Genomic DNA, 19,389 nt, shown 5'->3' with positions numbered 1-19,389 from the left:
ATCCTAGGGATGGGTATCATGCCGCTTGCGCTTGCCTATGGGCAGACCGAACCGATGCAAGGCATGGACGGCAGCGAGATGCAGGGTATGGATCATTCCCAGATGCAGGGCATGGATGACGGCGAAATGCAGGGCATGAAACCCACTGCGCCCCAGCAAAGCCGTACACCGATCCCAGTACTCACCGACGCGGATCGCGCAGCAGTGTTTGAAAGCCATGCTGGCCACCAGATGCGCGAGCGCTCGATCAACTCGTTCTTCCTGATCGATCAGCTCGAATGGCAAGACGCCGACAAGGGCAGCGCACTGCGTTGGGAAGCCAATGGCTGGATTGGCGGCGACACGGATCGTCTCTGGCTGCGCTCTGAGGGCGAGCGAACCAACGGCGTCACTGAGCGCGCTGAACTCCAGGCTCTTTGGGGACATGCGGTTAGCCCTTGGTGGGATGTTGTTAGCGGCGTGCGGCAAGATTTCAAACCCGGCGCCCCCCAGACTTGGGCGGCGCTGGGACTGCAAGGCATGGCGCTTTACGACTTCGAAACGCAGGCCACCGCCTACTTGGGCGAGGCTGGCCAGACTGCGCTACGGCTCAAGGGCGACTACGATATTTTGCTGACCAACCGTTTGATATTGCAGCCCACCGCTGAAATGAACCTCTATGGCAAAAACGACCCTCAACGGGCCACCGGCTCCGGGCTGTCGGACACCGAGGTCGGTCTGAGATTGCGTTATGAAATACGCCGCGAGCTCGCACCTTATATCGGCGTGACCTGGAATCGCTCGTATGGCAAAACCGCAGATTACGTCCTTGAAGAAGGCGAAAACCGTAGTGATACCCGTTTTGTTGTCGGTTTGCGGATGTGGTTCTAAACCTGACCGATACGTACCCCCAAATCCATTCAAACAATAACCCCATCATCCACGGCTCAGGCCGTCAGGAGCCTTGCATGTCATCTCTTAAAACCCTCAGCGTTGTCGCAGCACTCAGCGCCGGTTTGTTGTTGAGCGCTGTTGTCCAGGCGCATCCAAAGCTGCTGTCCTCTACCCCAGCCGAGGGCGCCACAGTGGCGCCGCCGGCAAAAATCGAACTGATTTTTTCGGAAAAGCTCACCACCCAGTTTTCTGGCGCGAAACTGATCATGACCGAGATGCCGGGCATGTCTGCCCACTCCCCTATGGGCGTCAAAACCAGCGTCGCGGGCAGCGCCGATCCGAAAATGATGGTCATCACCCCGGCTGTACCGCTCACACCAGGCACATACAAAGTTGAGTGGCGGGCTGTGTCTTCCGATACCCACCCGATCACAGGCGCCGTGACCTTTAAAGTCAAATGATCCATGGACGACTCAATCTACATTAGCCTTCGCTTCGCACTCTATATCGACTTGATGCTGCTCTTCGGGCTGGCACTGTTCGGCCTGTACAGCCTCAAAGGAAAGGAGCGCACGGGCGGTACCGTATTGAACTTTGGGTCGTTGCTGGTGGGAACTGCCGTTATCGGCATACTGCTGTCGATGGCGGCCATGCTGCACATGGCCAAGACGATGAGTGGTATGTCCAGCGTCATGGAACTTCACCACCACATTCTGCAGATGATGCTGATGGATACTGACGTCGGGTTGACCTGGATGGTTCGAATAGCCTCGTTGACGGTGGCGGTCATTGCAGCGACCCTCAATCAACGGGCCCCGGCATTGAGCCTCCGGTTGGTCACACTGTGTGGGGCCATCGCCCTGGCGACGCTGGCCTGGACAGGACATGGCGCTATGGATGAAGGCTCTCGTCGCTACCTGCATTTCACAAGCGATATTGTTCATCTTCTGGCTGCAGGCAGCTGGTTGGGTGCTCTCGCCGCGTTCGCGCTTTTATTGCGCTCAAACAACCTTACGGGAGATCTGCAGATCCGGTTGTTGGCTCGAATGCTGACTGGTTTCGAATCAGCGGGGGCGCTCATCGTCGCAACCCTGGCTATCACCGGAGTAGTCAACTATCTGCTGGTTGTTGGCCCAGTATTGGAGACGTTGACAACCAGCACTTACGGAGCACTGCTGTCTTTGAAGGTCTTCTTGTTTGCGGGGATGCTGGTATTTGCAGCGGTGAACCGTTTTCACCTGAGTCCACTGCTTGAGCGATCCATTCAGACAGGCACTCATAACGTCGCCATTAATGCCTTACGGCGTAGCATGATCCTAGAGTTGTCGGTCGCGGTGATCATTATGGGCCTGGTTGCCTGGCTAGGCACCCTCAGCCCAGAGATGGAGATGTCAGCTGAGTAGACTGTAAAGCGAATGCGGGCAGTGCTTTGCAAGTTTGTAAGTTGAGCCAGTGCGCCCCCCGCTGAGTCGGCCGTAGAAATTACATCAGCTTGTATTGGAGCATCGGTTTTGGCCGCAAACTGCTGCAATACAAATCGTGGAACCTGCCAACATGAAACTCTTGGTAGCTGAAGATGAACCAAAGACCGGAATTTACCTGCAGAAAGGCCTCACTGAGGCCGGCTTCAGTGTTGACCGTGTCATAACCGGGATCGACGCTCTTCAACACGTTCTGGACAGATCCTACGATCTACTCATCCTGGATGTGATGATGCCTGGTCTCAACGGTTGGGACGTCCTGACAAAAATCCGGGCCGCAGGCGTAAGTATGCCAGTGTTGCTCCTCTCAGCTCGGGATGGTGTAGAAGACCGAGTTAAAGGGTTGGAGCTGGGTGCTGATGACTACATGGTCAAGCCTTTTGCGTTCTCCGAACTGCTTGCTAGAGTCCGAACCTTGCTGCGCAGAGCAACCCCTCCTTCCAGTCAGACCCATCTAAAAATCGGAGATCTTGAGCTTGACCTACTAAAGCATCAGGCGTTTCGAGGAGGGAAACGGATTGACCTAACGGCGAAAGAGTTTTCGTTATTGGAATTTATGCTACAGCACCGTGGTGAAGTTCTTCCAAAATCACTCATTGCATCACAGGTTTGGAATATCCACCTTGAGAGTGGCACCAATGTCATCGAAGTTGCCGTGCGTAGACTGCGAGCGAAAATTGATGACCGTTTTGAATCCAAATTGATTCACACCTCACGCGGCATGGGTTATGTCATCGACGTATCGTAGATCAAATGACTCATTTGTCGGTGAGGGCCTGTCAGAGGAGTGTGAGCCACCTCCGTTTTCTTCGACAGGTTTGAGCGGTAGCTTTTGACCGTTTCTGCCCGGCACGACTGCTGCTTCACGCCCTGACGATGTCAGTTAACCTTAATCAAGTTTTTAACCTCGCTGACCGCTGAATCATTTTACTGGCATTCATGTGCCTGCTGACAGTTTGTCTGCCCCCTCCTTCGGCAAAATGGGCTCCGCTAGTTTGCTGCCGAGACGGGTTCTGATACCTCGACAAGCACACCGTCCTTCAATTTGAAGTGAAAGTGGGCGTTTACCGGTTTCGACCACAGGTCTTTGTCCTTCATTTCACGAGCGAACGTTGGAACACCAACAGTGACCGTGGCGGCGTAAACACCATCACCAGCCAAGGGACTGTTTTCAGAGTAATGCAAACCACTGCCGCCCCACATTGGTGGTAGAACCGTTTCTACGCTCTTTCCATTGGCTTTGTTCGTCGCAGCGAAGGTAACCGTGGAGTACGGGAGTCGCGTCTTGGTTGCATTGTCCGTCACCTTGATCTCGATATGATACCGCTCGTTCTTTGCGGGAACATGCTCACTCCACTGAGCAGGTGTTCCCATCTGCATCCACATAGCTTCGGCGCCCTCAAGCTCCAACTGGATTGTCAGCCCGTCGTTGATGACTCTACCTATTAGAACTGCGCTTTCCGTTGGATCTTTCGGTGAGGTGAGCGTCTTGATCTGCGGCTCTGCCGCTTGTGCAAGGCATGTGGCAACTGGCAGTGCGATTGCGGATCCTAAAGCGAACAGCAACTTTTGGGTGTTTGTCATTTCAAGTGCTCCTGGCTGAGTGAAGCTATCGCGGATGCAATTTCCAACGCCAATTAGATCTCACTGTCGTTTCCACCAATCACGTTTGAAATAGCGTCAATGGCTAAGCGCATCTGTAAGCCCTTTGAATAGCTACGTTGGTTCTTCACTCTAGCCCATAGACTACCTACCGCCGGCTAGCTGTCAGAAATGTAATATTTCACACAGCGAATCAACTCTGCTCTCGCATAGGCTTTCGATTGCCGACTTCTGGCCCAGGCTGTGTGTGTGTGTGTGTAAAAGCGCGGGTACCTTCTTGAAGACGTCGTTGCTACGTAAAAGCTGTCAGCGCGTAGCTAGTCAGCAGACCAAAATTTTGCGCAGAAACGCGTTTTTTGTCCCGATCCTGGCCGCCAAACCTGCTCTAAAACGCTTTTTCACAGCCTCTGCCAATTTCCGTCGGCCACACAGGGCATGTTTCGACCCAACATGTTGAAAAAGGTCGTCAAGGGCCCATTGCTCAGGGCGCCTTGTTTTCGATCAGACAATTACCGCCATCCACCACCAGCACTTCACCGGTGATATAGCTGGCTTCTGGAGACGCCAGAAACGCCACTGCAGCTGCAACCTCTTCTGGACGACCGGCGCGGCCGATCGGAGTGTAGGTACCGGCACGGTATTCTTCCTCGGTCAATGCCCCCGTATCAATCCAGCCTGGTGCAACGCTGTTGACGGTGATGCCCCGTTTACCGACTTCCAGCGCCAAGCTCATATTCATCCCCAGCATCGCTGCTTTGGCCGCACTGTAAGCCGACTCACCTGGATTGCTGCCGCGTGTACCGGTCGTTGAACTGATGTGGACGATGCGTCCGTAACCGCGTGTCTTCATCCCAGGCAAAACCGCACGAGTCAGCAGAAAAGCGCTGGTCAGGTTGCGCGCCAGAGATAGATTCCAGGTCGCCAAATCCATGTCCGCCACTTCGACGAAGGGTTCCGGGCTGCCGACCATAGCCATACCGGCGTTATTGACCAAAATGTCGATATGGCCGAACTGCTCATGAGCCCAATCGGTCAGATCCTTGACCTGCAATTCGTCAGTCAAGTCGGCTGTCATCGCCCGAGCGTCTATACCCTCAGCCTGCAACTCGGCGACACGTTGCTGGATCCGCGCACTGCTGGCAGTGATCAATACACGCGCGCCTTCGCGGCCCAAACGTCGGGCGATCGCCAGACCAATACCACTTTCACTGCCCGCACCGCTGACCAGAGCGACTTGACCTTGCCACATTGAAATCGCCATTTCTTATCTCTTTGTGATCACAAATTTAATGCACGATAGCAAAAAAGCCGATGAATGCGGGTGATTCGGGAATTTGTGATCAGGCCGGGTACCCGATCCAGTACATCCGAAGAAAGGCTGAGGTGGTGGCCTAAAATACGGTTCACTGCGCGGATTATTTTGCAAACTATACGGATGTTCGTTATGCCGCAGATCGCGACAATTTTCTTTATCCGCTCGGCGTAGGGGGATTGAATCAGCTCCGAGGCAATATCAAACGCCTCTGCGGAGGTGGTCTCCAGGGTCAGTTCCTGGTCGATAACTTTTTCGCGGAGCGTATCCCAAATGTCTTTGTCTTTTAGCTGGTCGCTGTTAAGCGATCAAGATGATTCGGGCGCCGTGCTGCTGAGTAAACTCGTCAATGAACCCCATGACTTCGTCGGTGTGGAGCCCCTGATGTTTTCGCTCAATATCGTCGAGGACTATGACCCGATTTTTTAGAATTGAGGGTACGGCCAACAAGGCCAATTCGTTGAGAGCACCGAAACCCTTGCTGAAGCTCTGAAGCACTTTTGATGCGGCGGTCAGACCTTGCTTGGCACTTTCCCACCAAGCTGGGTTCTCGATGCTTTTAGGAATTGCACTTTGGACGATTTTAAATTTGACCTGATCCATGCTCGACAGGCCGAAGAGTGAAACATACAGGGCAGACCTGATGCTCTCATCCTCTGAAGCTGCTTTAGTTTGCCGCCAGAGATGGCTCTTATCCGTGCCCCATTTACCGCATAGTGCGATGACCCTGTTTTGATCGTCAGCGAGGACTTCAGCTAAATGGGCTTTGGTTTTGGCGATGGACATGAAGCCTCCTAGCAGTCATTGGATGGCTACACACGAACAAACATAGCCTGCTGTACCAGGGTTCATGCCTCGTGCGCTTTTACCGTGTCGGCATTACTTCGGCATGACTTGCTTCTTCCCGCTCGCAAAAATGTAGGTGTCGGGTTCCCAGTCGAACCTGATTTTTTCGACATTCACGGAAGCAAGTTTTTTGTCCGAGTCTTCGAATTGGTTGTAGTTCATCGTGCCGCTATAGACATAGCTCTGGCCGGCCGAGATATGGGTGTCATCGCTTAGGCGAATACGCTTGATGACTTCACCAAAAATGTCGCGAAGTACAACTGTCCCCTTCACGCCTTCGAGGGCATCCGCAGCGTTATTTTTGAAAGCCACCCGGATCGAGAAGTAGTCGCTATATTGCTTGTTAGCGTAGTCTTTAGGGTTCAGCTTTAGCTCCAGAAGAGATGCTGTCAGGGTAGCATCCATTTCCTTGAGCGCTTGGACTTGCTCTTTTTTGACCTGCTCGGCCAGCGCTTTTTGCCTGACCTCCTCAGCCGCTTTTTCGTCGACCCACGCCTGCTGAGTTTTAAGGGCGCCACCAAGCGTTACGTCGCTTACGTTTTTGGCACCTCCGAATACAGAGGCCATCGCTAGCCGGGTTGCGTACCCGGTGAAGAGCTTTTTGTCGCCGTCGTCGAGTTTTTTGACTGCATCCATCAGCGATTGGTCTTCAGACCATTTGCTGATGTCTGCGGGGAGAGTAGCTTGTTTCGGATCAGAGCAGGCGCTCAGCAGAACGCAGGATAGGATAAGAGCAGTCAATCTACGATTCATCGTTAGTCCTTTAATTTACAGATCCTGATGGTATGGCTGTAATGCCATTATGATGTTATGGATCTTCCTGCAGTCCGTTTTAATTCACAAGTGCAGGGAGACTTAAATGCGGCTCAGAAGGCATTTTCCAAGGCTGATGGCTACGATGTGTAAGAGACCAGAATGGGGCCTTCAGCTTAGCCCCCTTTAGGGGATTGTTGCTCAAGGTATTGCATCTGGACGCAAGCGGAGCGCGCAGGCGTGCAGGATGGGAGCCCGAAGGGCCGAGACGCAGGCTCGGTTCACGACAGCCGATCCCCGAAGGGGCACGCACCAACATCAGCCCAACCGTTCTGGGGCACAACGCGTAGGCCATGCGGAGAATTTTATGGGAATGATGGATGATGACGACACTGTGTATTGCGATGTGCAGATGCCCTTGGCGCAAGGCAGAGAGCTGTTGCAGCTGGTGAATACGCTACGAGAATCGAAAGCCTATCCGAGTCTCGATAGGGTCTTGGAACACATGCAGGACGAGCTCAGTACGTCCATTGATATCGTCGAGAACCCACCAACCTGGGGGCCGTGGTGTCAGTGAGCCTATCTTCGTAGGGCCATCAGAGCTCTGCATCCCATGCAGCCATAGCCTCGCTCACAGTCGTGAACCACTGGAGTTCCGAATTACGTAAGGCGTTAGCAACGTTCCTGTTCGCATTGGCATCAATCCAAGGCGGGAGACTCTCCGCGCCCCCTGAGAACAGACCAGCCGTTGCGACAGCGTATCTACCTGACCTCTCAGACTGGAGGCATACGTAGCGCACAGCAGCGCCGCTGGGCAACCGACGCCAAGCCACGACTTCAAGACAGTCCAAGGCATCTACTGGAACCTCTCCGGAGGGAATCGTCTCCTGTTCCACCTGAAAGGCTGCCATTGCCTTGGATCTCCGGTTTGACGCTCCAGGCTTGTGAACGAGATGCTTCAACTGCTCACGTGATGCGATTATCTGGTCGCGTAGCTCTTCTGGATCTATGGAGAGGCGGCCACGGTCGCTCACCGACAGAGTCTTCAACCCGTTAACTGCAGCTATGAACTCACGCTCACGCTTTTTCTCCCACTCAGGGCGGCGGTCTGGGTTGATGAGATTACAAAGACTTTCGAGGAGCTTCAATGGCGCTCTCCTGCAATTAATCGTCGACGTCGGCCAAAATATAATCACGATGGCCTCCGTAGCTCTACATGCACGTCACGATATGCATGATGCGTGATTGGTTACCACCACACAGAACATGCCCTCTTTTTTTGCATAACGAATGCTGGAGGTGCGCATCAGATGTCCGTCAGCGAAACGTCAAAAACGATCCGCTTTAGTATGGCCAAAACAATACCAGCCGCCACGCAATTTGATACAAATGGCATCACTCAAGCATGCATTTATAGGAGCGCCATAGATGTATTTACTTGCACGAACGATTCAACGCAACTGGAAATCCTTTAAACGTTTGGAGTGAAGCCCAGCTTCATTTATGCCGCGCGTTTATTTTCTTCGATTCCGTATTCGTCCGACAGGAGTCAAAAGACTTCATTATCAAAATCAAGCCTTTTATCAGTAAATCTTCGTGACATTGTTTAACAACTCTGTGTCGAACGAACGATCGTGTGTGTCGGTATAGATCTCGCCGTTCTCAACCTCAAGCAAACATATCACGGCGCCATTACGGTCATAGCCGATGGAAACCGCACTTAGTATTTCCAGTCGCCAACTTTTACTGCCGCTCATCCAAGGCGGAATTAAACCTTGGATTTCTGTAATGACATAGTCTTCATTCTGTGACGAAATGACCTCAAGCAGTCTTGTCTCGTCATTCAACATCTCAGTCATACTTATGAATCGACCGTCGAGCCTCTCTTTCACGCACACGTGGTACCAGTGCATATTTAATGCCCGCGAAATGCAATGCCAATGCACGAGGCCGCCCTCAAACATACCAGGTACACCCTCAATGTCTTTGATTCTGGTTCTGAACATTTTTGTCTCAGTTTGAAATCATTGCCGAGGCAACGCGTCATCTAAAAGAAAGAAAAGATTGTTTTGAGGCTTGCTGGTTTCTCGTGGCCGTCTCCACATAGGACATAGACAGTGTTCCTAGTCTCGAAGAGAAACCCTTCTTCAAAGGAAATCGCAAAAGTGCTGCGCATCCAGTCGCCAACATCAAATCTGCGCTCGCTGTCAAAGCGAACATTGTGTGCAAACAAAATCATAGGGAGCTGCCCGGCTGCTCGAACTTTGCTGAGCTCTTCGTCAGTCACCTCCACGTGGAAAATCGTCCAGTCCTGGACGAGGCAGTAAGGCTTTCGCGGGTAGAGAGCTTGCACGAGCCCCATGAGAATCTCTTCTGTGTCCTTGGAGCCCTGGCGGGGTTCGCCGGGGCCGCTGAGTAGCCCGTCAGCACCTTCGTTTTCATCTGTGCTCAATTCAAAATCTCCGTCAATACATCTGATATGTTGCGCGTGCACCCTGCCTAAGGATGACCAACATCGAGCCCTCCGCGCCTTAATCTGAGCGGGAACGCTTCGTCCCAGCGATCGCAAAAGCCCTCGACAGTTCTGATAGTACCACTAAACGAGGTTTATCGGAACTGGCCGCGTATGGCTCTATCCTCGTTTTTTAGGACGGATCATGTCGCTCAAGAAAGAGATTGCGGGCGCGATTAGGGCAATCCGAACAACGCGCGGCTTCGACTACGGAGATTTGGCTGAGGTTAGCGTCAAAGCAAACATTGGCAAGCTCGAACAGGGTAGGAGCAACATCACGCTTGAGAAGCTGAACGAGTTATCTGAGGCTCTTGAGTTTGATTCCGTCGCCCTGTTCGCCATATGTGTCGCTATGCAAAATGGCGAACCTTATGAGGTCACTCTAGATCGAGCGAGAGCCCAGCTTGAAATGTTCCGGGCGGAAGGCGGCGAAGAGCTGCTTCTCAGCCAGTTTGTTGACAACGAATTGGTGAAGCGACCGCGAGGGAAGCCTGGAAATGCGAAAAACGCCGAGGCTGTCAGGGGGCTAAAGGCTGCGGGGTTAAGTCAGGCACAAGTTATCGAGAAGCTGGGCTTGGCAAGATCGACTGTCCACAGGTACTGGCACTCGTAGGATTCCACGGCAGTCGTCAGAAGCTCAGTTTGATTTCCATTTTTCAACGTTTTACCGCACCTCTGCCCCGTCAACTTGAAATTAACGGGCATCAGCCTAGATCAATCCTTGGCCCACATCTCGACGTGACGTGACGTGACGTGGATAGATGGAGCTGGTTTCAGGAATATATGGCTTGGAATCATCGTTTGCGCCGTCTTCCTCCTGGGCCAGGTACCCGCCGTACCGTAGAAGCCATTCAGAGCATTTTCCAGCGCCATGGCAGTATCAGGAGACACCGTTACTGGTCGATTAGGCGCAAGCCATCCAAGGTGCTCAACACAAGGCGCGCGCACACATCCATAATGGCTGGCAGCGCGTGCCGAGGAGCAACAGAGACTCAGCCGTTTGCGATTGGCGGTGCTTCGGACTTCAGCACCTCAAGTTCACGTTCCACAGCACTCAGTTGGCTTTTCGCTTCGGTGATTTGCTCGTTGGCGTGAGCAACCAAGTTATCTAGCTGTTTCGTCTCCAACCTAAGTAAATGCACCTGCTCTTGGAGCATCTCTTTCGCGCCGTCCGCTTTGGCTACGGCGGTTTTAATCGAGCTTATCTCGCCGGTTTGGCGCTCGATTGTGTCCTCACGCGCGGCAACGACCTTCGCGAGCTGACGTGCCTCGCTCAGCAAACGTTCATTGTCCCGATTGAGTCGGGTCAACTCATCCAACTTGACGACCTGCATCTGCTGAAGCTGCCGAAGCTCCACCTGAACTTGTTGCAGTTGACCTTCATGTCGGCGTTGTTCCTGCTCGCGCTGCTCTTTAATCGCATTGCGGTAGTGCTCAAGCGCATCACGGGCATGCAGATGCTTCTCTTCCAATGAACGGATTTGCTCGTCTTTTTCCTGGACACGAACCTCCAGATCACTGCAGTTCTGGCTCAGGCGAGCATTCCGGGTTAGCTCGGTTTGAAGTGAGCTGCGGCTCGTCAGCAGCTCAGAGGACTCGGTCTCCAGGGCTGCACGCTGAACATCGAATTCGCGCTGCAGAGCCGACAGCGCCAACTGGCTGACTTCAAGCTTTGCCTCAAGGGTGGCCTTGTCGTGATTGAACTGCGCCTGGGCCTGTTCAACGTAGTCACCACCCTCCTCCATCACGCGCTCTAACAGCTGCGATACCAAAGTAGTGAGCTCGTCACTCAGCCGCTCGCGCGACGACTCTGGGCGCGGATCGTGCGCCTCCAACTCCCTGAGATAGCGGTGAATGGTCGTCTTCGAGCCAGTATTTCCGAGCGCAACTCGCACGGCATCAATACTAGGATTTTCACCGCGAGCTAGCAGCGCCTCTCGAGCCTTCTGCACAACTGCCTTATTTATACCGCCACGGGCCATTTTTGCTCCTACGATTTCGTACTGTTTTACATACCACGTATTTACATACCATTTATTGAAAATGTAAAGCATAAAAATGAGCTGTTTTTCTGATAACATAATTGAGCGTTATCGCATCATAGAACTGAATTTCGCATTTCCCGACGCTGGGAAAGGTACGTTTGCCGTGGAAGGGGTCGAGATGAACAAGGCTGATCGCTACCTGCAGGCCGGCACGCGGGAAAACACCCGCAAGAGCTACCGATCAGCAGTCGAGCACTTCGAGGTGATCTGGGGCGGATTCCTGCCGGCGACCGGGGACAGCGTCGTGCGCTACCTGGCCGAATATGCCGATCAACATGCGATCAGCACCTTGAAGCAGCGCCTGGCGGCCTTGGCCCAGTGGCACATCACCCAGGGTTTCCCCGATCCGACCAAGACGCCCACGGTGCGCCAGATGATCAAGGGCATCCGAACGCTGCATCCGACTCAGGAAAAACAGGCAGCGCCCCTGCTCCTTCGCCACCTTGAAGAGGCTGTCGGCTGGCTTGAGCGCGAGGCGACGCTTGCTGCGGAGCGCAATGACTTCAAAAGTGTGATGCGCTGCCGTCGTGACATCGCCCTGGTGTTGATTGGTTTCTGGCGCGGCTTTCGCGGCGACGAGTTGGCGCGTCTGCAGGTCGAGCACACGCAAGCAGAAGCCGGCACAGGTATTACCTTCTACCTGCCGCATACAAAGGGCGATCGACAACACCTGGGCGCGAGCTTTCAGACACCTGCGCTGAAAAAACTCTGTCCGGTCGACGCTTACATCAACTGGATTACTGTGGCAGGCATCACGCGCGGCCCTGTGTTCAGAAAGCTGGATCGCTGGGGCAACCTGGCTGATGAAGGCATCAACTCAAACAGCCTGATTCCGATGTTGCGGAGAATCTTCAGGCAGGCGGGTGTGCCGGCGGATATGTACAGTAGTCACTCGATGCGCCGAGGATTTGCGACCTGGGCTTCCGCTAACGGCTGGGACATCAAATCGCTGATGAGTTACGTGGGATGGAAAGATGTGAAATCGGCGTTGCGGTATGTGGATCCGGGGTTTTCGTTTGGAGGGATGGAGGTTCAGGCACCGCAACCTCAACTCACGGACTCATGAGCGAAAGCCCCAAGTCACTAGGCACCACCAACTTCCAACTCAGAAGAGGCATGGGATCTCATGGGGTTGGAAGGTCTGATACTGGCTTGCTCACGCGCCAGCTTCGAAGGTTGCTAAATCTCCCTCCAGGCTTCTACGATCTGAAGGCCGTGGATAGACTTCCACTCTCGCAGCTTCTTATTATTAGTTCCCTTAGTCTCTATTATCTCTCCTGTGAAAGGGTTGCGGAAGCGCATCAACGCTCTACCTTTCGCGACCGATGATGCGGGAGTTTCTTCGGGAGTGACATTTTGTAAAGTTTCAAAGAACATCTCTACGTCCAGCCTGCCTCCGAACACATATCCAGGATCCAACATGGCAAACGCATCGCTAGAGGTGAATTGGTATTTTTGCCTAAGGGCTTTAAACTCAGCGACAAAAGCCACTTCACGAACAAACTCAGAGTTACCTTGAATTTTAGACAGCTCAATCAACTTCGCATCTATCTCACTTTTAAGGCGAAGTAAACGGTCTACTGCGAGATCATCTTCTTTAGGCATGTCAACCGCCTTATAATTCATCACGCTTCCCATAGCAATCTCGCAGTTTAGCTAACCAACCCCTTGGATTTCTGTCCGGTTTTCGGTTTACTTTTTCCGAGAGTGTCAGAATAGATTTGTGCCAAGGTTCCATCTGGAGACATTCGAAGGCTATCTTCCAATGCCTCGTGCCGCTTAATCAACGCTATAGCTTGTTGTGGATCATAACCATAGCGCTCAAGAAGAGCATTAATCTCACGGTCAAATTCAAGATCGAGCTGATAGTTTGGATCGACAGATTGATTTTGTGTCAGCTCGGTAAGCACTCTTGAAAGAACAAATTGTGCTTTCTTATATTTCAACAGGGAATGTGGCCTAGTCATAATTTATACCCACTACTGGAGTAAGGACGCTGTGGCGCTGGCAGGTTTGGCTTCGTTTCCTAGCCTCTCCAACCTGTCTTGGTACACCCGAACAGTAAGTCTCGGCCATCATCAATCCCTCCAAACTACGTCGTCCGCGTCCCGCTGAGCCTGTTTTAACATTCCCCCGAAAACGCATCAATGATGGCACCAACCATTGAAAACCCATCCGAAAACTCGATACGTTGAGTGACCCCCGAGAAGCTACAGCAAGGCCAACCATCAATCCCGATGATGGAAAAAATGACTACGTTCAAGGAAGCTAGCCGCGACGACCTGCTCCCCTTTCCAGCCAATTCCACATCGTTACACTAGGCGCGTGCAGAAGCCAGTGCACTGTCAATATATAGCATAAGTTTCGCGTGAGGACGCTTGAAGGTCTTAGATGGGCATACTCGGTTCGAAATTAGCTTCACTAAATCAATTGGTTATGTCCGGGCAATTTGATGGTAATTGGCCTTCCAAGGTAGGGAACCCTCTCGCCACCTGACTGAAGCTTTGAATTACCACGATAGATCCTATCTATTAGCGAAAAATTCTCACTCTACCGCAGCCCTCGGTGACCGAGCGGCGGGCATCCATCGTACGGTATTCATTGGGATGGAGGCAGCATGGGAGTGACAGGTTGTACTCGCGCGGCCGGCAATTACCTTCTGTGGAGTAGGCTATCCAAACAGCCAATCCAAATGCGCCATATCACCCGCATGCAGACTCCTCGCAGCCGATCGTTTAAACTCTAGAAGATGCCCAGGCTGGAAACAGCAAGCGAGAGAACGTAATTCATTTGGTCGCCTCGGAAATGGAGTATTAGAAAAATAAAGAGCATTACTTATGAAGTCGATATCATCATCACTAAGCAAGCCATAAGCACACCCTATTAGAAGATTACTTAACGCTAAATTTCGAGGTGAGGATAATTCTATTCCAATAGTAAGCTCATTAATACTGGGCGACCTGAACGGACGGCAGGAAGTTTCAGGGGTGGATCTTGTGGAGTTCAAAAACCATTGTCCAACACCTCCTTTGCATCTAGCGAACGGACGATAAAGAAAAAAACCCAGCAAAAAAAGCAAACATTGCTTCGACGGTCGGCCATAAGCTGGGTGATCTGGCGCCGACTCCACCCAACGCATTACCTTGAGAACCATCCGACATAGCTTTTGTTCTTTTGTAGCCGTAGCACGCAGCGATACAAGACGCTGAATAAAGTGGTTGCCAAATATGAAGTTTCCAGTAGAAGCATGTTGACTGAACGCCAGCCAAGCCTGATTAAACTGTCCCTTGCCTGAAACAGACATGCGCTGGAGGAGAGCCAATTCATCATGGAACCCGCAAAAACAGCCGCCACGCACTCTCCAAGCCTTGCGCCAGGCCGGCGCATGCATCCTGGCGACATCGTCGGCTAAGCACTGCGGGCAGTAGTTCAAGCTTCCCCCTACCGCAATAGTGTCAGCCGGAAGCTTGAATGTGGCTGCCAATGCTGCGCGATCGCTGTCTGGAAACCAGGACAGAAACCCTTGTTGCTCGTATAGCCTGTCTACATCCGATCCTGCAGCTGATTTTGCCATAACCCGACAGCTGTCCAAGAAAGCACTGTGTACTTTAACAACACAGGGGTTGGTGGCATTTCTTGAAAGCCAGGACGAAAGCGTTTCGTCTGCGAATGGCTTGGTCAATCCTTTGATGAAGTTTCTGGATCGCATCACCCCTCCTGCTTCCTGACACATTGGTGGAGTTAAATCAGCATCAACCCGCTACAAAGGTCTCGAACCACATCCGATGTCAAACCTACGCTCCCTTTAGTGAACCGGTGCACGGCGCCAATATCTACCGACGGCCGCTCCACATCGCCGTCAAGCTGATAACGAATCATCAGTCCAGTCACGAACACGTTGTATTGCTCGTCATTTGGCATTGTGGAGAGAGATAACCGGAGTACCTCGACACCCGCGTTTGCAGCTTTGATAGCGATGGGTTCGAGGATGTCATGCAGGCCAAATAGGAAGACCTGTCGCTTGGCTGGCACTTCTGTTAGCTGAAGCATCCGTTCGAAATTACGCCTCACTACGGATTTGTTACAACGAAAATAATCATGACCGTCATCAATGAGGACAGATTGATATGCCCTCAGCGCAACCACCGCTTCATAGGGCCTAGAGGTGAGCTCGTTGCTCCAAAACTCATCGGGTATTAGAGGTACTTCTAGCGATCTAAAATAGCGGTTTCGCAGATTTACATTCGTCCCCCAAGGTGACTCTCCCAACGCCAGAGCACTTATGCCCCGGCGCACTGATACCTGATGCAGCCTCCTTGCAATCGCTGATGCACCTGCACGAGGGGCACCCATTATGAAGATGAGGCGCCCCTGTGCACCGTACGTGGCTCTTCCGCCTTCTAAAAGCGCCTCGCACGCCTTCAGGACTGGCTGATTCCCTGAACAGTCGAGCCACCGCTGCCTCATCAGATCACTCCATTCGGAGCATAAAAGGCCAAGGCTTCCTTGTAGCTCGTCAGGATGACTTCCTCGTTAAGGCATTCGACCCCATGAGCGATTGCGTAAATGGCTGCATCAGTAAGAATCCGCTTGATGTCACGGGTGAGTTGCCCGCCCAAGCGAATGATTAATTGCTGCATGTCCAATGAGTCGATCACTGACCGCTTACGCAAAGGAAGCAGCATGAGGTACCCATTCAGAAAGCGTGAAAAGTCAGCTGATTCAGCGTCCCAGTTAACCATGTCAATACGTCCGAACCGCGAGGGGAGCTCGTCGTTCTTCCGTAGAAAACCGAGGATGTGCGGAGTGCCTACCAGCATGACATTCAGACCAATATCAGCATTGGACATCGCGCGGAGAAGCGTCCGATTCCCGTCCGCGTAAAACTTGGCTGACACCAAAGCGTTGGCTTCGTCGAAAATGATCATCCGCAAGCCGAGCTCGTGGATTTTGGACTTGATGAGCTTGACTCCGTTCGGATTCGCCATCTTTTGTGGAGATTGTGTGAAGCCGAGCAACGACACTAGGATGTCCTGAAGATCCGTACGCCGCCCAAAGTTGGCAAGATCTACGACCTCAATTGGGAAATGATCAGCGGTATTGCAGGCCGCAACGATGGCCTTGACCAACGCTGTTTTACCGATACCGGTCTCCCCTATCAGCGCTCGACACACGTTTGTACCGCCACGCTCCATTCGGATCATCAAACGGACATCATCAATGACCCGTTTTGTAAAATCAGTGTGAATGAAGAAGTTTTTCCTGCAGTAATCGATACGCTGATCGTCTGACAGATCTGCGACAAGTGCTGCTTTGGGAGCAAGATGATCGTACATTTCGAGCCTCCGTGAGGCTGACTGAACACCAAAGATGCAGGTGGCCGCATGTTGCGGCCGGAACGATCAATTTCTCGTGAGTTCGTGGATTACGGAGGAATGGTCAGAGCCCACTGAATTCCGCCCCCATCCCGAGCGATGCTTGTCGGAAAAATCCTTTGGGAATTCCACGAAACTGCACCATTGGGGCAAGATGCAGAAGTCTGCTCGCGGTTACGCTGGGCGTAGTAGGTTGTAGAGCTCGAGACAGTCATTGCTCCTCTCCAGGATACGCATCGGCGATCTTGGTAAAGTCCCTGCGATCTGCAACGATCTCGCGAAGCGGTGCAGGACGTGGAGCACGCGAGATTGCGGCAACGTCTGAATCCAGCTCGTACTCAATGATTTCACGGGACTTCTGCAAGACGAGATCCTTGAGCGCCTTAAGGGACTCGGTGCGTTTGTTGCGTGCTGCCAGTCCGTGTTTACCCAGTTCTCCGTGTTTCGGCCGGAACGCGTTGTTGATGTGAAGCTCTGTGAGTGTTTCCGGCGGATTCCCCCTTGCTGCTGCCTCAACCCAATCACCATCGATCCAAATCACAACGCGGGACAGGTTGGCGTTGTCGTACTTGATCCGAACCTTCTTGCCGACCAAGTCTTTGAGCAACGGCGTATAGTAAAAAATGGTGTGAATTGGGACGCCATAGGACTGCACCCGCCGCGTCACCTCGGGGAGAATCTCAATGATGAATCTCTTCAGATTATGGATCGGCGCCGGTGCAAAAGGCTGTCCATCTTCTCCGGTGAAATACTCATTCCAACGCTGGCGAGGACTTTTGTGATCGTCCCCACCAATGGTGTCGTGGTATTCACAGATACCTAATGTCAGCTCGCGGATGAACTCATCGAGCGTCAGCAATGCATGCTTAGTGGGATCATAATCCCGGTCTTTCCGGGGCCTGGAGCCTGTTCCCCCAGGGAGAACGTGAATCGTACCGAGATTCAGTGTGCCGAAGAGCCGCTCGCCGATACCGCCTTCCTGCTTCTCCCTGCGATACCGCGCTTTGATATTTTCAAGCACGCAAGCGCTATAGAGGTTCTTAGATTTAAACTCTCGAGCGTTATCCATAAAGAGCTCTATCATTACCCCCCGGTATGGATACTCGTGATCTTCCAGCCCGAGCTTTTTCATGAACTCCTCTTTGCTGGTCACGGCATGCCTCAGCGCGATCGCCACGCTCCCCAGGGAGGGGTACCGAAAACTGACGCAGAAACCAAGAATGACCTTCGTCTTCGAACAGACAACGAGGGTGAGCCAAGGCCGGCCGACGACCTTAGTGCGGTCATACTTGGCGCACAAGAAACAATCAGCAAGCGTGTGATCCATCTGCGCTTGCTCAAGCGGCCTAAGCAGTGCACGGGTGCCAGTCCTGAGCTTGTAGTGATCTGATGCATAGTCCTTGCCTCGTGACGAGAGGGCAAGACTATGGTTTGAGTATTCATCGATCCGATCGCACACCGTTTCATATGCAGGCACAGGCAGATGTCTTTTGTCGCATTCTGCCTGCGCCCCCTTCCAGACATTCCTCTTCGAAGGGTTTTCTCCAACATACCAAACAACGATTTGTTCCTGAATGATCTGCTCCACCTCGTCCAAGATTATCTTGGTTCCTTCCGGGCGGCCACGAGCTTGCCCAAATAAAGAGGGGACACCAATAGCAGGATCGTAATCTTGCCTAACCTTATAATATTGACTAAGGGAAAGCTTGCATTTCGCAGCTGCCTTTTCAGCGTCAATCTCACCATTTACTTCGAGGGTGATGGCATTGTAGCGTTCGCGAGCCTTCTCCTTGCGCTTAACGCTGACCTTGTCAGTATCGATGGGAAGGAGTTCGGTATGCTTCTCAACTTGCTGTTGAAGTTCCCCAGAAAACTGCTGTACGTCGACCAATTTGGCCTCTGAAGGGTCAAGTGTGATCACCTTGTTGCCGCCAAGCAACTGAAGAACAAACTTCCGGGTAGTGGGGTCGACCGACTGAAGAATCCAGATGGCGCCGTTGTACATATATGCCTGATACATGATGACCTCCTATTCCTGGCCGAAGTCGAAAGCTATGCTCGCAAAACCGGTGGCATGGCCGGCCCGGGTATATCCACAAACGCAAGAAAAAGAGCGAGAGAACTTACCTTTGCAAGTGGAATTCAGCGGAGAATTAACGCGAACTACTTTCGATAGTGCGACTTGTGCACTTTTCATATCCATATTCCCATTAAGGTTTAATTAATGGCAGGAAGAAGAGATCTGTAGGGAAGCGATAGGAAACTGGCTGCACACAGTATCATCTATAAGTCATCGCTTATCGCTTATGCAAGGGTGTCTTCTAGGTGCCTGAATGATGAGGTTTAGCACCAACCCGAGCTTCGTCAAATCGTATTTATCATTTTTTTCCTATCTTTCTGATAAGTAACAATATTAAATGTTTATTTGACCTTTTGGTCAATTATTAAAAAGAAGAAAACATTCGTTATTTTCTCTTTTTTAAATCTAATAAACATCCGGACTTAGGTTTTACGAGGGGTTAGGAGGAGTACTATTTTTAGATACCGCTAACAACTCCGGCTCCAACTGTCCCTATTGTCTTATCCTCTG

The 19,389-nt window shown here is 52.2% G+C and carries 21 protein-coding genes; 7 read left to right on the top strand and 14 right to left on the bottom strand.

Annotated elements, in window-relative coordinates; genetic code table 11:
* Positions 1 to 9 precede the first annotated feature (9 nt).
* The 4 genes from AC1MEA_RS20865 (at position 10) to AC1MEA_RS20850 (ending at position 3,102) form a co-directional block, all read left to right on the top strand.
* Positions 10 to 870, top strand: coding sequence for a copper resistance protein B (locus AC1MEA_RS20865; protein ID WP_480918183.1), 861 nt, complete (start codon positions 10 to 12; stop codon positions 868 to 870).
* Positions 871 to 947: 77 nt separating this feature from the next.
* Positions 948 to 1,334: a copper homeostasis periplasmic binding protein CopC gene (gene copC / locus AC1MEA_RS20860; RefSeq protein ID WP_322216298.1), complete on the top strand. Its 387-nt coding sequence runs from the start codon at positions 948 to 950 to the stop codon at positions 1,332 to 1,334.
* A gap of 3 nt (positions 1,335 to 1,337) precedes the next feature.
* On the top strand, positions 1,338 to 2,276 hold the full coding sequence (gene copD, locus AC1MEA_RS20855) for a copper homeostasis membrane protein CopD (RefSeq protein ID WP_480417243.1): 939 nt from the start codon (positions 1,338 to 1,340) through the stop codon (positions 2,274 to 2,276).
* Positions 2,277 to 2,427: 151 nt separating this feature from the next.
* Entirely contained in the window at positions 2,428 to 3,102 is a 675-nt protein-coding gene (locus AC1MEA_RS20850; RefSeq protein WP_323566133.1) for a heavy metal response regulator transcription factor, read from the top strand.
* Between the two features lie 242 nt (positions 3,103 to 3,344).
* Here AC1MEA_RS20850 and AC1MEA_RS20845 read toward each other — a convergent pair whose 3' ends face one another.
* The 4 genes from AC1MEA_RS20845 to AC1MEA_RS20830 form a co-directional block, all read right to left on the bottom strand.
* Positions 3,345 to 3,938, bottom strand: coding sequence for an iron transporter (locus AC1MEA_RS20845; protein ID WP_322216289.1), 594 nt, complete (start codon positions 3,936 to 3,938; stop codon positions 3,345 to 3,347).
* A 499-nt stretch (positions 3,939 to 4,437) separates the two neighbouring features.
* The gene (locus tag AC1MEA_RS20840) at positions 4,438 to 5,217 is read right to left on the bottom strand and encodes an SDR family NAD(P)-dependent oxidoreductase (RefSeq protein ID WP_480417242.1); all 780 of its coding nucleotides are present in this window, start codon (positions 5,215 to 5,217) and stop codon (positions 4,438 to 4,440) included.
* A gap of 351 nt (positions 5,218 to 5,568) precedes the next feature.
* Complete coding sequence (locus AC1MEA_RS20835; protein WP_480417241.1) at positions 5,569 to 6,054, bottom strand: hypothetical protein; 486 nt, start codon at positions 6,052 to 6,054, stop codon at positions 5,569 to 5,571.
* A 93-nt stretch (positions 6,055 to 6,147) separates the two neighbouring features.
* Entirely contained in the window at positions 6,148 to 6,867 is a 720-nt protein-coding gene (locus AC1MEA_RS20830; protein WP_480417240.1) for a hypothetical protein, read from the bottom strand.
* A gap of 367 nt (positions 6,868 to 7,234) precedes the next feature.
* Here AC1MEA_RS20830 and AC1MEA_RS20825 point away from each other — a divergent pair, with 367 nt between their 5' ends.
* A complete protein-coding gene (locus tag AC1MEA_RS20825) occupies positions 7,235 to 7,444 on the top strand; it encodes a hypothetical protein (RefSeq protein WP_480417239.1) in 210 nt (69 codons plus the stop codon).
* A 19-nt stretch (positions 7,445 to 7,463) separates the two neighbouring features.
* On the opposite strand, the gene AC1MEA_RS20820 is transcribed toward AC1MEA_RS20825, so the two are convergent.
* The 3 genes from AC1MEA_RS20820 to AC1MEA_RS20810 form a co-directional block, all read right to left on the bottom strand.
* The gene (locus AC1MEA_RS20820) at positions 7,464 to 8,015 is read right to left on the bottom strand and encodes a hypothetical protein (protein ID WP_480417238.1); all 552 of its coding nucleotides are present in this window, start codon (positions 8,013 to 8,015) and stop codon (positions 7,464 to 7,466) included.
* 435 nt (positions 8,016 to 8,450) lie between these two features.
* Entirely contained in the window at positions 8,451 to 8,726 is a 276-nt protein-coding gene (locus tag AC1MEA_RS20815; protein ID WP_480417237.1) for a hypothetical protein, read from the bottom strand.
* 188 nt (positions 8,727 to 8,914) lie between these two features.
* Positions 8,915 to 9,319 carry a DUF6957 family protein gene (locus AC1MEA_RS20810; protein WP_480417236.1) on the bottom strand — a complete coding sequence of 135 codons (405 nt, stop codon included), beginning with the start codon at positions 9,317 to 9,319 and terminating at the stop codon, positions 8,915 to 8,917.
* 205 nt (positions 9,320 to 9,524) lie between these two features.
* Between AC1MEA_RS20810 and AC1MEA_RS20805 the strand changes: the two genes are divergently transcribed.
* Entirely contained in the window at positions 9,525 to 9,992 is a 468-nt protein-coding gene (locus AC1MEA_RS20805) for a helix-turn-helix domain-containing protein (protein ID WP_480417235.1), read from the top strand.
* A gap of 379 nt (positions 9,993 to 10,371) precedes the next feature.
* On the opposite strand, the gene AC1MEA_RS20800 is transcribed toward AC1MEA_RS20805, so the two are convergent.
* Positions 10,372 to 11,361, bottom strand: coding sequence for a DNA-binding protein (locus AC1MEA_RS20800; RefSeq protein ID WP_480918182.1), 990 nt, complete (start codon positions 11,359 to 11,361; stop codon positions 10,372 to 10,374).
* A 181-nt stretch (positions 11,362 to 11,542) separates the two neighbouring features.
* On the opposite strand from AC1MEA_RS20800, the gene AC1MEA_RS20795 reads away from it, so the two are divergent.
* On the top strand, positions 11,543 to 12,490 hold the full coding sequence (locus AC1MEA_RS20795) for a site-specific integrase (RefSeq protein ID WP_480417234.1): 948 nt from the start codon (positions 11,543 to 11,545) through the stop codon (positions 12,488 to 12,490).
* Positions 12,491 to 12,603: 113 nt separating this feature from the next.
* Here AC1MEA_RS20795 and AC1MEA_RS20790 read toward each other — a convergent pair whose 3' ends face one another.
* The 6 genes from AC1MEA_RS20790 to AC1MEA_RS20765 form a co-directional block, all read right to left on the bottom strand.
* Entirely contained in the window at positions 12,604 to 13,029 is a 426-nt protein-coding gene (locus tag AC1MEA_RS20790; RefSeq protein ID WP_480417233.1) for a hypothetical protein, read from the bottom strand.
* Positions 13,030 to 13,076: 47 nt separating this feature from the next.
* Entirely contained in the window at positions 13,077 to 13,391 is a 315-nt protein-coding gene (locus AC1MEA_RS20785; protein WP_480417232.1) for a hypothetical protein, read from the bottom strand.
* Between the two features lie 704 nt (positions 13,392 to 14,095).
* Positions 14,096 to 15,133 (bottom strand): TniQ family protein, encoded by a 1,038-nt coding sequence (locus AC1MEA_RS20780; protein WP_480417231.1) that lies wholly within the window; start codon positions 15,131 to 15,133, stop codon positions 14,096 to 14,098.
* Between the two features lie 32 nt (positions 15,134 to 15,165).
* Positions 15,166 to 15,891 carry a hypothetical protein gene (locus tag AC1MEA_RS20775; protein ID WP_480417230.1) on the bottom strand — a complete coding sequence of 242 codons (726 nt, stop codon included), beginning with the start codon at positions 15,889 to 15,891 and terminating at the stop codon, positions 15,166 to 15,168.
* Positions 15,891 to 16,760, bottom strand: coding sequence for a TniB family NTP-binding protein (locus AC1MEA_RS20770; RefSeq protein WP_480417229.1), 870 nt, complete (start codon positions 16,758 to 16,760; stop codon positions 15,891 to 15,893). Before AC1MEA_RS20770 ends, AC1MEA_RS20775 begins: the two co-directional genes overlap by 1 nt.
* A 250-nt stretch (positions 16,761 to 17,010) precedes the next feature.
* Entirely contained in the window at positions 17,011 to 18,819 is a 1,809-nt protein-coding gene (locus tag AC1MEA_RS20765; RefSeq protein WP_480417228.1) for a Mu transposase C-terminal domain-containing protein, read from the bottom strand.
* Positions 18,820 to 19,389: the final 570 nt, after the last annotated feature.

Source organism: Pseudomonas sp. ASL8, assembly GCF_056680355.1.
This window is presented reverse-complemented; position numbering and strand designations above follow the sequence as displayed.

Bases quoted from the DNA above. Each gene is read 5' to 3' on its own strand.
- AC1MEA_RS20865 (WP_480918183.1), top strand. From the start codon at position 10: ATGGGTATCATGCCGCTTGCGCTTGCCTATGGGCAGACCGAACCGATG.
- copC (WP_322216298.1), top strand. From the start codon at position 948: ATGTCATCTCTTAAAACCCTCAGCGTTGTCGCAGCACTCAGCGCCGGT.
- copD (WP_480417243.1), top strand. From the start codon at position 1,338: ATGGACGACTCAATCTACATTAGCCTTCGCTTCGCACTCTATATCGAC.
- AC1MEA_RS20850 (WP_323566133.1), top strand. From the start codon at position 2,428: ATGAAACTCTTGGTAGCTGAAGATGAACCAAAGACCGGAATTTACCTG.
- AC1MEA_RS20845 (WP_322216289.1), bottom strand. From the start codon at position 3,938: ATGACAAACACCCAAAAGTTGCTGTTCGCTTTAGGATCCGCAATCGCA.
- AC1MEA_RS20840 (WP_480417242.1), bottom strand. From the start codon at position 5,217: ATGGCGATTTCAATGTGGCAAGGTCAAGTCGCTCTGGTCAGCGGTGCG.
- AC1MEA_RS20835 (WP_480417241.1), bottom strand. From the start codon at position 6,054: ATGTCCATCGCCAAAACCAAAGCCCATTTAGCTGAAGTCCTCGCTGAC.
- AC1MEA_RS20830 (WP_480417240.1), bottom strand. From the start codon at position 6,867: ATGAATCGTAGATTGACTGCTCTTATCCTATCCTGCGTTCTGCTGAGC.
- AC1MEA_RS20825 (WP_480417239.1), top strand. From the start codon at position 7,235: ATGGGAATGATGGATGATGACGACACTGTGTATTGCGATGTGCAGATG.
- AC1MEA_RS20815 (WP_480417237.1), bottom strand. From the start codon at position 8,726: ATGACTGAGATGTTGAATGACGAGACAAGACTGCTTGAGGTCATTTCG.
- AC1MEA_RS20805 (WP_480417235.1), top strand. From the start codon at position 9,525: ATGTCGCTCAAGAAAGAGATTGCGGGCGCGATTAGGGCAATCCGAACA.
- AC1MEA_RS20800 (WP_480918182.1), bottom strand. From the start codon at position 11,361: ATGGCCCGTGGCGGTATAAATAAGGCAGTTGTGCAGAAGGCTCGAGAG.
- AC1MEA_RS20795 (WP_480417234.1), top strand. From the start codon at position 11,543: ATGAACAAGGCTGATCGCTACCTGCAGGCCGGCACGCGGGAAAACACC.
- AC1MEA_RS20790 (WP_480417233.1), bottom strand. From the start codon at position 13,029: ATGCCTAAAGAAGATGATCTCGCAGTAGACCGTTTACTTCGCCTTAAA.
- AC1MEA_RS20785 (WP_480417232.1), bottom strand. From the start codon at position 13,391: ATGACTAGGCCACATTCCCTGTTGAAATATAAGAAAGCACAATTTGTT.
- AC1MEA_RS20780 (WP_480417231.1), bottom strand. From the start codon at position 15,133: ATGCGATCCAGAAACTTCATCAAAGGATTGACCAAGCCATTCGCAGAC.
- AC1MEA_RS20775 (WP_480417230.1), bottom strand. From the start codon at position 15,891: ATGAGGCAGCGGTGGCTCGACTGTTCAGGGAATCAGCCAGTCCTGAAG.
- AC1MEA_RS20770 (WP_480417229.1), bottom strand. From the start codon at position 16,760: ATGTACGATCATCTTGCTCCCAAAGCAGCACTTGTCGCAGATCTGTCA.
- AC1MEA_RS20765 (WP_480417228.1), bottom strand. From the start codon at position 18,819: ATGTATCAGGCATATATGTACAACGGCGCCATCTGGATTCTTCAGTCG.